The organism is Candidatus Sordicultor fermentans (genome assembly GCF_012728195.1).
GTDB classification, from domain to species: Bacteria; Atribacterota; Atribacteria; order Atribacterales; family Caldatribacteriaceae; genus Sordicultor; species Sordicultor fermentans.
In genome coordinates this window covers 1-12,761 of sequence record NZ_JAAYFP010000203.1, presented here as the reverse complement: position 1 = coordinate 12,761, position 12,761 = coordinate 1, and the positions used below count along the sequence as shown (strand labels likewise).

The window sequence follows — 12,761 nt, the reverse complement described above, 5'->3', positions numbered from 1 at the left end:
TTTTTATGCTGTACTTTTTAACTTCCGCTGTGCTGTATTTCTATTCTACCAAACACACGAAAGAATATGCGAGAATTATGGCGATAGCATCTAGAGGGGAGTTTAAAATGATTTTTTTATGGTTTACAGTTAATATGATGATGCTTGAGATCAAGATTGAGTATTATGATTTCCGGGCTCTTAATTAAGGGCATCTGCGAAAAGATGATGGATATTGTAGTTAAAACCGGAAAATATAAAATAACCGGGGCAAAAACATTACTCTTACCATAAAAGCCCTCTGATTGAGCTATATTCCAGATAAAGAGCCTGCTAAGAGCCCTCTCATAAAGTAGCGACCCAGGAAAATATACAATAAAAGAGGAGGAACTGCAGTGATAAGAGCTCCTGCCATCTGGATATTCCACTCTACAAAATATGAACCAGCGAGGTTGTTGAGAGCAACGGTTATAGGCTGGATACTTGGCTTTTGTGCCACTACCAGTCCAAAGAGGAAGTCATTCCATATAGAGGTAAATTGCCAGATCATAACTACAGCAAAGCCAGGCATAGATATTGGTAGCATTATATCTTTATAAATCCTCAGGAAACCACCTCCATCAATTTTTGCTGCTTCTAATAGTTCAGTAGGAACTGTGGAGTAATAGTTTCTGAATATTAATGTAGTTATAGGTATTCCATAGACACAGTGAATAAAAATCAGGCCCGGGATAGAGCCATACAACCCTATTTTCTGTAAAACTACTACCATGGGAATTAAAACGCTCTGATAAGGAATGAACATGCCAAATATAATGAGGGCTAACACAGTGTTAGAAAATTTAAATTTCCACTTAGAGAAGACATAACCATTCATAGAGCCTAAAAGGGAAGATATCAACGTGGCAGGAATAACCAGATATATACTGTTCATAAAGTTTTTAGATAGACCGGTTACCCCTTTTGATGTATCGCCCCTCCAGGCAATTTTAAAACTGTCCAGGCTTATGTTTTGAGGAAGCTTCCACATATCTTTCAGGCTCACTTCAGCAAAACTTTTAAAGCTGGTTGCCAGAAGCACGTATACAGGTAAAAGGTAAAATATGGCGAACAATATTAAAACCAGGTATAAAATAATTCTACTTGATTTATGGACCGTGCGTATTTTAGCTTCCCTCCCTTAAACCGTGTCTCAGATAGGGTATGATAAGGATAGCTACAAAAATTAGTAGAATAGTGGCGATAGCTGCACCTTGAGCGAAGAAATTACCTCTAAACGTAGTATCGTACATAAATAGAGCCGGGACATCGCAGGAAAATCCAATTCCCGCTCCTGTCATGGCTACTACTAAGTCAAATATCTTTAGGGAAATATGGGTGAGAATAATAACTGCTCCTAAAGTAATAGGTTGTAACAGTGGTAAAATGATGTATCTATATACCTGCCAGTTACTGGCTCCGTCTACCTGAGCTGCTTCAGATAATTCCTGAGGTATACCTCTAATACCTGCCAGATACATAGCCATGACATATCCTGACATCTGCCATACTGCAGGGATTACCACCGCTTTTATTCCCACGTTAGGGTCGGTATACCATCCACTTTTTAAAAATCCCAAACCTATTTTATCTAATAGCATATTGATGCCTAAAGAACCAGTAGTAGCAGTGCCAGGGTTTAGCATCCATCTCCATACTACTCCGGTCACAATAAAAGATATAGCCATAGGGAAGAGATAGATACTTCTGAAGACGTTCTCAAATCGAACTTTTCTATCCAGTAAGATAGCCAGAAAAAGACCAATAGCGATAGATACTACAAGAAACAAGACAGTAAAGACCAGAATATTTTTAAGGCCTATCTGAAAACGAAGGTTGTGAAAGAGGTCGATATAATTTCTGAATCCCACAAAGGTGAAATCGGGAACTACATCTTTCCAGTTGGTTAAAGATATCCATCCCGTCCAACCAATAAACCCGTAGACAAAAACAGCAATAAGGATGACAGAGGGCAAAATAAACAAGAAGGTGAGAATCTTTTCTTCCTTTGTTTTTTTCATAACCCTTTTTCCTTTAAAGGCAAAAAAGAAGAGGGGGGAAGCTTCTTCCCCCCTCTCTCAAAAGCTCTTTTACTGAGCTACTCCTGCTCTTTCTGCTACCTGCACCAGGGCTTTCTGAGTTACTTCTATATCAGGACGAGCTACAAAAAGAGCGATAACATCTTTGAATTCAGTGACCCATCCTTCCGCGGCTGCTGCACCATGCATTACACTGGGAACTATAACATCTTTTTCCCAGTCTTCCATAACTGACTTCTGGTAATCGTCAAAGAGGTCTTTATTTATATCGGTTCGGGCGGGAATAGAACCTTTCTTGAGGTTAAAGGCTTCCTGCCCTTCTTTGGAACCTAAGACTTTCAGGAAGTTGATAACATTGTCTCTATTCTTGCATCCCTTGGGAAGGCCAAAACTATCAGATAGAGCATCAAATATCCCGGCAGTTTCGGGAACCGGCACCCATCCAAAATCGGTATATTCTTTGGAGAAGAAATACCCTGCTACCCAATCTCCCATTATGCTCATTGCGCCTTTCCCGTCTATGATATACTCATAAGCTTCATCCCAGGTGAAGGCAGCATGGTCAGGATTAACATAGGTAACCATTTTCTTAAACGTTTCTAAAGCTTCGGTAACTCCTGGATCTGACCATTTGGTCTCGCCAGTCCACAAACCGCTGTAGCCTTCTGCTCCTAATTTAGCAATCAGGACTGTTTCAAATACGTGAGCAGCTTCCCATCCATCTTTTGTTCCCAAAACAAAAGGAATAATCCCCTGTTCCTGCAACTTATCTGCTATTTCAAAGAATTCGTCAAAAGTTTGAGGCGGATTTAGTCCGTTATCAGCAAAAATTTGTTTGTTATACCAGAGAACATTAGCTTTGTGGATGTTCACCGGCACAGACCAGTAGTCACCTTCATAGGAGACTATGTCTAGTATACCCTTGGGCATAACTTCTACCCATCCTTCAGACTCGAAAAGATCGGTTAAAGGCTCCATAAATCCGGTTTTAACCCAGGTATCGATTAGCTCTTTTCCAGCATGTACCTGGAAAGTATCAGGTGGATCTCCGCCTAACATCCTGGTTTTCAATACTGCTTTAGCATGGGCTCCTGCTCCACCAGCTACGGTAGCATTGATGATTTCTACATCGGGATAAAGTCTGTTATAGATATCGAATAGCGCCTGCAGTCCTTCAGCTTCTCCACCTGCTGTCCACCAGGAAAAGATTTCTATGACGCCTTTTTCCTGGGAGAAAGCAAGGGTTCCTAAAGAGAGAACTAACAACACAGAAAGCAACAAAGATAAACCTTTAAAACGCTTCATTTTTGTACCCCCCTTAAATTGTTATTCCACATAAAATTATATCATTTCTATAAACCAGGTCAAGCTTTGCCCGGCTCTATAATAAAGTGGGTGGAAAAAACATCTAAAAGGAAGTATGGTGGCAAGGACCAGGGGAGAAGTTAGAAAAGAAAGGAGGCCTTACCACCATGGCCAGAGGGAAGATTGGTATCACAATTTTATTGAGGGTTAAAGACTTAAAAATAGAATAGCAGTTAAAGCTTCAATTAAAAAGGAGAAAAGGGAAATGCCCGCTCTCCGGATCGGTAAAACTCTATAAACATACACAGAAAGAGGGAAGTTCTCCATACCTCGCAGAGGAAAGAGAGTTAATAAGAGATGTAAGAATTATCCCTTTTGGGGTATACTAAAAGAAAAAAGGAGGTTTTAAAATGAATTCTTTTCAGTATAATCTGGCCCGATTTATATCTTTTCAAGATAAGGCAGAGTGTGAGAGGGTACGTCAGATTAAAAAAGAAGATATTACCAACCATCCCAATCCTGATTTCAAAATTCAGGTCATTGAAGAAAGAGACGATTTCTACTTTCAATTTGCTATGGATATCTTCACTCGAATAGTGGAAGCTCGAGAGAAAAAAGAAAGTCTGGTTCTTATCCTTCCCGTAGGCCCAGTCCCTCAGTACTCATTGGTAGCAAAAATGGTCAATCAATTTCACATTCCCTTAGACCATCTCCACATTTTCAATATGGACGAATACGCCGACGAAGAAGGAAATACCGCTCCTCCATCATGGCCTGGTTCCTTCCAGAAAGCTATGTGGGACAACTTTTTCAGCTTGATTGACCCCCCTCTTCGCCCTCTGGAGAAAAACATTCATTTTCCCACCAAAGAAGTTCTTCCCGATTATGCCAAAATGATTGAAGATTTGGGAGGGGCAGATTGCTGCTACGGAGGAGTGGGTTGGTGCGGGCATATCGCCTTCTGGGAAGCTCATCTGGGGTTTGAGTTTGGCGATGACCTCCAGGCTTTCCAAGAAGCAGGGCCGCGATTAGTAGAACTTCATCCTATGACCATTATGCAAAATGCTCTACATTCTTTCAGTGGAGATTGGTCATGGGTTCCTCCATTTGCCAACACTATCGGACCAGCTCAAATTGTGGGAGCTAAATACCGAAGCTTCTGGTTAGACGGATACTTAGGGGGTGGAGTAAGCTGGCAAAGGTTTATTGCTCGTTTGGCAGCACATGGACGAGTGAACACTTTAGTTCCTGCTTCTATCTTGCAGAATTTCCCTGGAACTTATACGCTATTGGGGGGAGTAGCAGATAATGTAGAGATTAAAATGGCTTAAAACTCTTTTCTCTGCGGAGAGTTTGCTTATCCAATTGACAGTAAATAATCCATTATTTAATATTAGAAAGAATAAATCTTTAAGGGAGGATGAAAATGAAAAAGTACGGAGTAATTCTATTGGCTCTACTCGTTTTAATGTTAGGAGTAGTTAATGGAGGGTGGGCAGAGGAGAAAAAAACTTACATAGTGGGGATTGACGGTGATTACTATCCTTTTAGTTACATCGACAAAGATGGAAGTCCGGCAGGGTTTGATGTAGAGTCCATTCAATGGATTGCCCAAGAGATGGGGTTTGAAGTAAAGATTGTTCCTATAGCCTGGGATGGGATAGTCCCCAGCCTGCTCGCTAAAAAAATCGATATGATATACTCAGGTATGACAGTTACTGAAGAGCGCAAAGAGAAGGTAGATTTTACCGATGTGTATTGGGTGGTGAACCAGGCAGTGGCCACCAAAGAAGAAGCCAGCTGGACTCTCGAGGATTTTCTGGCTGGAAAATGCAGTATAGGTACGCAAAGAGGCTGTTCAGCAGCTATGTGGATAGAAGATAATTTAGTAAAACCGGGAATCCTCCCCGAAAACAAACTTAAACTCTATGACAACTTCCCCTTAGCAGCGAACGACCTCCTCAACGGCCGGGTAGAAACAATAATCATGGATGAACCGATAATAGATAAAGCTATCGAGGGAAAACCATTGAAGAAAATTGGAGTTATTTCCACAGGAGAAGAATACGCTATCGCAGTGAGAAAAGAAGATACTGAGCTTAAAGCTCTGCTTAACGAAGGATTGAAAAGATTGATGAGTTCCCCCTACTGGGAAGAACTGATTGAAAAATACGAGATGAAGTAAAAAGGAGAAAAGTGGAGGGCCTCTCTGCTGTTTTAGAATCTCTACCTTACATTTTATCTGGAATACCGGTAACTTTAGGACTTGTGGCTCTGTCTCTGGCTCTGGGGTTTACCTTAGGAGTACCAATGGCCGTAGCCACGGTCTATGGAAATCGGGTAATGGCAAAAATAATCCAGGTATTTGTTTTTGTGATGAGAGGCCTGCCCAATTTAGTGCTTCTCTTTCTTTTTTATTTTGGCATCTTTCCCCTTTTAGGGTGGAATCTATCACCCTTTGTAATCGGAGTTATAACTCTGGGCTTGCGAAGTGCTGCGTATCAGACGGAAATTTTCCGAGGAGCCATTCTCTCTCTGGAAGAGGGGCAGATGTTAGCTGCTCTATCTGTGGGCATGACCAAGAACCAAGCCATCTGGAACATTATTTTACCTCAAGCCCTACGCCTGGCCCTCCCCGGGTGGTCTAACGAGTATCCCATTCTCCTTACCGATTCTTCGGTAACTTATGCTATTGGAGTAGCTGAAATTTTAACCCGGGGTAGCCAGATGGTTACCAGAACCTATCAGCCTATGCCTATTTATCTAACCTGTGCTCTAATCTTCATCCTCCTCAACTGGGGAGGAATGCAAATCATCCAGTGGGGAGAAAAAAAAGCTTATATCCCTGGATTAGGAAGGAAAATAGAAACTCGATGAGTACTACACCTGTTTTAGTAGTGGAAAACATCCATAAATCTTTTGGAAAAGTGGAAATTCTCAAAGGAGCCTCTTTTGCTGTAAATAAAGGAGAAACCAAAGTTATCATCGGCCCTTCAGGCGCGGGCAAAAGCACCCTCCTTAAATGCATCAATCAGCTCGTCATTCCTGATAGAGGAAGAGTATTTCTCAATGGAGAAGAAGTGCTACATTCTCATTCTCAAATCAATCGTTTCCGTCAGAAAATAGGGATGGTCTTCCAGAATTTTTACCTTTTCGACCATATCACCGCTTTAGAAAATGTGGAAATTGCTCTTCTTAAAGTCAAAAAAATGAAACGCGCTGAGGCACGAGAAAAAGCTCTGGAGGAACTAAACCGGGTAGGAATGGGGGATAAAGTTCATCTTTATCCTGCTGAGCTATCAGGAGGACAGGCACAGAGAGTCTCCATTGCCCGAGCTTTAGCCATGGACCCTGAGGTAATATTATTCGATGAGCCTACCTCTGCTTTAGATCCGGAATTAACCGGAGAGGTGCTGGAAGTCATGAGAGACTTAGCTAAAGAGGGGATGACCATGGTGGTGGTTACCCATGAGATGGGTTTTGCCTCCTCAGTTGCTGATGAAGTTCTATTTATGGAGGAAGGGAGATTTTTAGAAAGTGGACCTCCTTCCCAGATTTTTTTCCATCCCCGTGAAGAACGAACCAAAAAATTCCTCAGCCGGATTTCTGAGCTATATGGAGAGTTAAACAAAAATGGATAGCTTGCTTTTTATCCATAATGAATTGTTCCCCGAGCTATGGAAAGGATGGATGGTCACTTTAAAATTAGTCGCTCTTTCTATCCCTTTTGGACTGTTGACTGGGATATTGATTGCCATAGGAAGAGTATACGGAAATCGCTTAATTTCCTCCCTCTGTCGGCTTTATGTCATCTTTTTTAAAGGGTGCCCTCTTCTTCTTCTCTTATTTGTAATTTACTTCGGACTCCCTTCCTTAGGAATTGCTTTTTCACCTTTTGTGGCTTCGGTTTTAGGGTTTGTCCTCTGTAACGGAGCCTATACTTCTGAGTACATAAGAGGAGCAATCCAATCGGTAAAAACCGGCCAGATGATTGCTGCGCAAGCTTTGGGAATGACCAAGTGGCAGGCGGTATTTTACATCATTCTTCCTCAAGCTTTTCGCCGGGCACTACCTGGCGTGGGCAACGAAATGATTTACCTCATCAAATACTCTTCTTTAGCTTATATGCTCACCTGTGTAGAGCTAACCGGAGCAGGGAAAATCGTGGCTGCTCGAAGTTTCCGTTTTATGGAAACTTTCGCTGTGGTGGGCATAATTTATCTATTTATGGTCTCCATAGCCACTAAAATTCTCCAGTGGGCAGAAAAGAAACTCTCCTATCCTGGCTAAAGAAGTATGTATGTATTCATCCACACTCTTTCCGGGATTTAGCTTTTTTAATCCAGCGAGCATATTCAGCCACTGCCTCTTCCATTCGATAACGAGGAGAAAAGTCCAACTCCTTTTTAGCTAAAGAAATATCCAGAGTTTCTCCTCGAGGAAACAATTTCCCCGGACCTAATATTACCTCTCTGGGCTCATCACTATATTTTTGAGCCAATTTAGCTAAATCAGGAAAACTAGTTGCCTCATCAGTAGCGATATTAAATATTCGATGAGAGGGATTTTCTTTTTCATAAGCTAACACTGTTCCCCAGGCAGTATCTTTCACATAGGTAAATCCCAGTCTCTGGTCCCGGCCTTTTTCGAGATAAAGATTATCTAGTCCTTCGATAGAACCTAAAAGAGTGCGGAAAACCGGGGTCATCTCAGAGGGGAGATACCCAGGACCGAAGAAAAAGTAAGGACGAACTATCCTAACGTCTATTCCATAGTGATTGCCATACTGGAGAGTGAGAAACTCTGCTCCAGCTTTGCTGGCTCCATAAAGGTCAGAAGGGTTGATATGATGAGTAAGTTCTCCCGGGCAATCTTTAGTCTCTCCATAAACGGCTCCGGAACTCACATAGAGAAACTTTGGCACCTTATAAAGTCGAGCAAACTCTAATAGATTGAGAGTTCCTACCACATTCAATATAGTACTGGGATAAGGGTTATCCCAGTACTGGGGGGAAGCCATCACTGCCGGGGTATGAATTATACCCTCTATTTTCTGAGACTGAAAAACCTGTACCAAGCTTGACCAGTCCAGAACATCTCCTCTGTGGAAGGAAACATGATCCTGGTATTCTTCCAAATAGTCAAAAGAACGAGGTTTTAAATCAAAAGAGACTACATCTTTTCCCTTTTGGGCGAAATAGTAGGTTACCCAGGAACCTAAAAGACCATTGCCACCGGTTATAAGAATAGACATATTATCACTTCCTCCGGTTTATTTCTATTTTTACTTTTCTTCTATGATATCAGAAAATCTAAAAGAAAGGGGTTCGAAAGATGAAAAAATAAGATGAGAAAAATTTACTGGAAAAAGCTCTTAACCTTGCAAAGGAGGAAGCATCGAGGAAGCCCAATATTCCTGAAGGAAGCACATTTATCTTATGGAATAAAGCCCCTCTTAAGATAGCAGAGTACCTTTTTGTGGAAGAAAAACTATATAGTTTTGGGGTGGATAAGGAAAACTCTCTACCTTCTTTCTCCTGGTGATTCCATCTGTATGTATGCTGGGTCTTGAAGTTATACCATCACAGATAAAAATATGCGCTATATCACCAAAAAACCGGTTTATGAAATCTTCTTTTGTTTCAAGTTCAACTTCGACCTTGGGCCAGGAGACTATGTTTTAGAAATAATCATACGCGACCAGTTAGGAAGTAAAAAAAGGGGGAGCTTCGCCTGTCTTTAAAAGCTAATAAGAAGTCGTGAGTTTAGATTATTCACTACCCCGGCATATCTTTAGCCGGGGTTTTGTTATTCAGACAGCCTACGGCGCGAGATTAAAGAAAAGCCTTCTTTTGTGTGTGGCGATCTCGAGTTTGTAATTTCCAATGTAATTTGCTTTTTAAAGTTGTAACAGCTTAACAGGTTTTGCGGTCAACTATATTTCCCCTCTATAATAATAGAGGAACTATCTCTTAAGAAAGACCGTAATATTAAACAGGAATTTCTCTCTGAGAGGTAAAAAGATTGAAGAAAACTGGAGTGTTAGACCGAGGGAAAAGATTAGCTCATTTCTATTTATTCCGTTACTTCCGTTTCTATTCCCGAAAATTTCGCCCTCAGGACACCATTAAGAGAGAGGAAATTGAAAAAGGGCTGCAGGCAGTAGTAAAAGATGGCTTAGCAAGTCAGGCTATGTCTACCTTGACCGGGGGAGCTTTTCTGGTAGACTTTGCCCTGCTTCTCGGGGCTTCCAATTTCTTCATCGGAGTTTTAGCTGCTATTCCCGCCCTTACCCAGCTGATACAAATTCCTGCTACTTTTTTAGTAGAAAAAACCCGCAGAAGGAAGCTGATTGTAGCAATAGGGGCGTTTATAAGTCGTATATTTCTTTTGCTCTTTGCTCTCATCCCTTTTTTATTTTCTCCTTCCCGGAGGATTATGGCTCTATCTCTTGTCATTCTTTTTCACTCAGCCTGTAATTCTGTGGTCTCTTGCAGCTGGTCTTCCTGGATGCGAGATTTTATCCCTGAAAATATCTTAGGGAGTTTCTTTTCCCGTCGTATGGCTCTTTCTTACTCCTTAGGAGCGGTGCTGAGCCTCGCAGGAGCTTTTTATCTGGATTTTTGGAAACGCTCTTTTTCTGACCCTCTCACTGGCTATTCCTTTCTTTTTTTAGGAGGAGTGATAGCTGGTTTTTTCAGTTTCTACTATTTAACCCTTCCTCCCGAACCTCGCCTGGAAGGGGAGGAAAAAGCGATTGGTTTTGCTCAGCTATTTCTTTCTCCTTTTAAAGACCAGAATTTTCGCAATTTACTCTTCTTTTCTGGTTCCTGGCATTTTGCTTATAACTTAGCCACTCCTTTTTTCACTGTTTATCTCTTACGGCGTTTAGAATACAATATGATTACAGTTGTTATCTTATCCACCATAAGCCAGGTTATGAGCATCTTGTTTTTCCGGTGGTGGGGCAGCATTGCTGACCATTTCTCCAATAAATCTGTTCTTTTAGTCAGTAGCCCTATATTTCTGGTTTCTCTATTCTTGTGGACTTTCACCACTTTACCGGAAAAACACGCTTTCACTCTGCCGTTGCTCATCATCATTCACATTTTACTGGGGATTTCTACTGCTGGCATTCTCTTAGCTACCGGGAACATGGGTATGAAATTAGCTCCCCGGGGACAGGCCACTCCGTATCTAGCCACTTATAACCTGGTTAACTCTCTATCACTGGGTATCGCTCCTCTTTTAGGAGGAAAATTGGCTGACTTTTTTGCTCAGCGAGAGCTGTCCCTTTCTCTCAACTGGATAAGCCCCACAGCTGAGCGCTCTTTTGCAACTCTCTCTTTTGAGCACTGGGATTTCCTGTTCTTTTTTGCTCTCTTAATCGGGATATACGCTCTTCATCGTTTGACTTTTGTTGAAGAGGTAGAAGAGGAAAAAGGAACCATGGGAGGGTTGGTAACCGAGATAGGAAGAGCAGTCAATAACATTTCTTCAGCTGGAGGAATTTTTCTAATAGAAAACTTTCGTTTTCCTCTCCGAAGAAAAGAAAAAAAGAAAAAAACATACCTTTATTAAAAAACAAGTAACTACATAGGGGCCTATATTTTTATTGAGGTTCTGTTGACAGTTCTTTAAGAGTCATGAATACTATGTGCACTATGAAAAAAAACTAATCTGGAAAGTAAAATCTCAACCCTACCTTTAGAATCTCGACAGGTTCTGATAGAACACCCTGCTTTATTTGAACTCATTAGGGAATTGATAGAGATTGTTGAAAAACAGCAACAAGAGATAGCCGAACTTCAACGAGAAGTGAAACACCTTCGAGATCAACTTCATCTGGATAGTCACAACAGCAGTTATCCTCCATCTACAGATAAAAATAGAACCAACTCGGGAAAGAAAGTAAATAGCTTAAGAAAAACTACTGGTAGAAAGCCAGGAGGTCAAGAGAATCACCCGCCGAGTACTTTACGAGCGGTCTCCTTTCCTCGTAATATCATCTCCCATGAGGTGAAAGTTTGTCCTCACTGTAGATATGTTTTGTCTTCCACCCCTGTAGCAGGAATAGAGAGACGTCAGGTATTTGATATCCCTCTTTTTGAGCTTTCAGTAACTGAACATCAAGCGGAGGTTAAGAAACGAGGTGAGAATGTACTGGAGTGTTTACGCCAAACTTTTCAGATATCTAAAGCAGGGACTATTTTATTACTTGAAGGACAGGCTGTGTAATTACAAAAAATCTATATAGCCTCCAAACCTCCAAGGTCCCTGACAAGAAAGTTGTTGACAATTCGTATAAAGTTGTCTACATTAATTGAAGTAAATCTAAAATAGGAGGCGGGAAAATGAATAGGGATTTGAAAAGAAGTTGGTGGATTTTGTCCCTGGTTATGGTGCTTCTCTTTTCCTTCTCGGGAGGATGGGTTGGAGCTCAAGAGCCTTCAAGTGAGTATAGTGGTGAGCCGGCCAGATATGTTTTTCTTTTCATCGGTGATGGAATGGGGATAGACCACTTCAGTGTCACTCAGGTTTATCTCAATGCTCTCGAGGAGAAAAATGTCGGTTTAAAAGAGCTTTCTTTTACTTCTTTTCCAGCAGCGGGGTTAGTCTCTACTTTTGACTATGGTTCTTACATCACCGACTCGAGCTCAGCTATAACAGCTATTCTTACTGGAGAGAAAACCTATAGTGGAGTTCTTAATATGTTGCCTGATAAATCTACTCCTCTTGTAAGCGTAGCCGAAATGGCAAAAGAAGCAGGGATGAAAGTGGGAGTGGTAACCAGTGTTTCTCTGGATCATGCCACTCCTGCTGCATGCTATGCTCATCAGCCTTCTCGTAACAACTTCTATGAAATTGCTGTAGAGGCAACTCAGAGTGACTTCGATTACTTCGGGGGAGGAGGGTTCTTACAACCTCGGGGTAAAAACAATGACCAGCGAGATATTTTCGAAATCTTTGCTGAAAATGGCTACACTGTGGTAAGAAATCGAGAAGATTTTGAAAAATTAACTCCTCAATCGGGAAAAGTGGTAGCAATCAACGCCGTTTTGGATGAAGACCAAACAATGCCTTATGAAATTGATCGGGAGGAAAACGACCTTTCCTTAGCTGATTTTACTCGCAAAGGCATTGAGCTTCTCGATAACCCCGAAGGTTTCTTTATGTTAGTGGAAGGAGGAAAAATCGACTGGGCGGCACACGCTAATGATGCTGCCACCGTTATAAGAGATGTCTTAGCCTTTGGTGAAGCCATAGAAGAAGCAATTAAATTTTATCAGCAACATCCCGAAGAAACTCTAATTGTAGTTACTGCTGACCATGAAACTGGAGGGTTAACTCTGGGGTTTGCCGCAACGGGATATAGTTTATACCCAGAAGTCTTGCAGA

The 12,761-nt window shown here is 41.5% G+C and carries 13 protein-coding genes; 9 read left to right on the top strand and 4 right to left on the bottom strand.

From position 1 onward, the window contains the following. Nucleotides 1-188, top strand: a 188-nt coding sequence (locus GXZ17_RS10045; RefSeq protein WP_409377148.1) for a hypothetical protein, incomplete at its 5' end; no start/stop codon positions are given. 101 nt (nucleotides 189-289) lie between these two features. On the opposite strand, the gene GXZ17_RS10040 is transcribed toward GXZ17_RS10045, so the two are convergent. The 3 genes from GXZ17_RS10040 to GXZ17_RS10030 all read right to left on the bottom strand — a co-directional run bounded on the left by GXZ17_RS10040 (nucleotide 290) and on the right by GXZ17_RS10030 (nucleotide 3,362). Beyond that, entirely contained in the window at nucleotides 290-1,096 is an 807-nt protein-coding gene (locus tag GXZ17_RS10040; protein ID WP_409377149.1) for a carbohydrate ABC transporter permease, read from the bottom strand. A 49-nt stretch (nucleotides 1,097-1,145) separates the two neighbouring features. After that, nucleotides 1,146-2,039, bottom strand: a complete 894-nt coding sequence (locus tag GXZ17_RS10035) for a carbohydrate ABC transporter permease (RefSeq protein WP_409377147.1) — start codon at nucleotides 2,037-2,039, stop codon at nucleotides 1,146-1,148. Nucleotides 2,040-2,108: 69 nt separating this feature from the next. Further along, on the bottom strand, nucleotides 2,109-3,362 hold the full coding sequence (locus tag GXZ17_RS10030; RefSeq protein ID WP_409377146.1) for an ABC transporter substrate-binding protein: 1,254 nt from the start codon (nucleotides 3,360-3,362) through the stop codon (nucleotides 2,109-2,111). Between the two features lie 410 nt (nucleotides 3,363-3,772). Between GXZ17_RS10030 and GXZ17_RS10025 the strand changes: the two genes are divergently transcribed. The 5 genes from GXZ17_RS10025 to GXZ17_RS10005 all read left to right on the top strand — a co-directional run bounded on the left by GXZ17_RS10025 (nucleotide 3,773) and on the right by GXZ17_RS10005 (nucleotide 7,652). Further along, nucleotides 3,773-4,693, top strand: a complete 921-nt coding sequence (locus GXZ17_RS10025) for a hypothetical protein (protein ID WP_409377145.1) — start codon at nucleotides 3,773-3,775, stop codon at nucleotides 4,691-4,693. A 95-nt stretch (nucleotides 4,694-4,788) separates the two neighbouring features. After that, entirely contained in the window at nucleotides 4,789-5,547 is a 759-nt protein-coding gene (locus tag GXZ17_RS10020; RefSeq protein WP_409377144.1) for an ABC transporter substrate-binding protein, read from the top strand. Between the two features lie 11 nt (nucleotides 5,548-5,558). After that, entirely contained in the window at nucleotides 5,559-6,239 is a 681-nt protein-coding gene (locus GXZ17_RS10015) for an amino acid ABC transporter permease (protein ID WP_409377143.1), read from the top strand. After that, nucleotides 6,236-7,003, top strand: coding sequence for an amino acid ABC transporter ATP-binding protein (locus tag GXZ17_RS10010; RefSeq protein ID WP_409377142.1), 768 nt, complete (start codon nucleotides 6,236-6,238; stop codon nucleotides 7,001-7,003). Before GXZ17_RS10015 ends, GXZ17_RS10010 begins: the two co-directional genes overlap by 4 nt. After that, on the top strand, nucleotides 6,996-7,652 hold the full coding sequence (locus GXZ17_RS10005) for an amino acid ABC transporter permease (RefSeq protein ID WP_409377141.1): 657 nt from the start codon (nucleotides 6,996-6,998) through the stop codon (nucleotides 7,650-7,652). Before GXZ17_RS10010 ends, GXZ17_RS10005 begins: the two co-directional genes overlap by 8 nt. A gap of 16 nt (nucleotides 7,653-7,668) precedes the next feature. Here the strand turns inward: GXZ17_RS10005 and GXZ17_RS10000 are convergent, their stop codons facing one another. Continuing rightward, nucleotides 7,669-8,616 (bottom strand): NAD-dependent epimerase/dehydratase family protein, encoded by a 948-nt coding sequence (locus tag GXZ17_RS10000; RefSeq protein WP_409377140.1) that lies wholly within the window; start codon nucleotides 8,614-8,616, stop codon nucleotides 7,669-7,671. A gap of 770 nt (nucleotides 8,617-9,386) precedes the next feature. Here GXZ17_RS10000 and GXZ17_RS09995 point away from each other — a divergent pair. The 3 genes from GXZ17_RS09995 to GXZ17_RS09985 form a co-directional block, all read left to right on the top strand. Next, nucleotides 9,387-10,943, top strand: coding sequence for an MFS transporter (locus GXZ17_RS09995; RefSeq protein ID WP_409377139.1), 1,557 nt, complete (start codon nucleotides 9,387-9,389; stop codon nucleotides 10,941-10,943). A 183-nt stretch (nucleotides 10,944-11,126) separates the two neighbouring features. Further along, nucleotides 11,127-11,600 (top strand): DUF6444 domain-containing protein, encoded by a 474-nt coding sequence (locus GXZ17_RS09990; RefSeq protein ID WP_409377138.1) that lies wholly within the window; start codon nucleotides 11,127-11,129, stop codon nucleotides 11,598-11,600. A gap of 116 nt (nucleotides 11,601-11,716) precedes the next feature. Beyond that, a partial coding sequence (locus tag GXZ17_RS09985; protein ID WP_409377137.1) for an alkaline phosphatase occupies nucleotides 11,717-12,761 on the top strand: 1,045 nt, incomplete at its 3' end.

What these genes read in the sequence shown, in the direction of transcription:
- GXZ17_RS10030 (WP_409377146.1), bottom strand. Translation starts at nt 3,362, where the DNA reads ATGAAGCGTTTTAAAGGTTTATCTTTGTTGCTTTCTGTGTTGTTAGTT.
- GXZ17_RS10035 (WP_409377147.1), bottom strand. Translation starts at nt 2,039, where the DNA reads ATGAAAAAAACAAAGGAAGAAAAGATTCTCACCTTCTTGTTTATTTTG.
- GXZ17_RS10005 (WP_409377141.1), top strand. Translation starts at nt 6,996, where the DNA reads ATGGATAGCTTGCTTTTTATCCATAATGAATTGTTCCCCGAGCTATGG.
- GXZ17_RS10000 (WP_409377140.1), bottom strand. Translation starts at nt 8,616, where the DNA reads ATGTCTATTCTTATAACCGGTGGCAATGGTCTTTTAGGTTCCTGGGTA.
- GXZ17_RS10025 (WP_409377145.1), top strand. Translation starts at nt 3,773, where the DNA reads ATGAATTCTTTTCAGTATAATCTGGCCCGATTTATATCTTTTCAAGAT.
- GXZ17_RS10020 (WP_409377144.1), top strand. Translation starts at nt 4,789, where the DNA reads ATGAAAAAGTACGGAGTAATTCTATTGGCTCTACTCGTTTTAATGTTA.
- GXZ17_RS10010 (WP_409377142.1), top strand. Translation starts at nt 6,236, where the DNA reads ATGAGTACTACACCTGTTTTAGTAGTGGAAAACATCCATAAATCTTTT.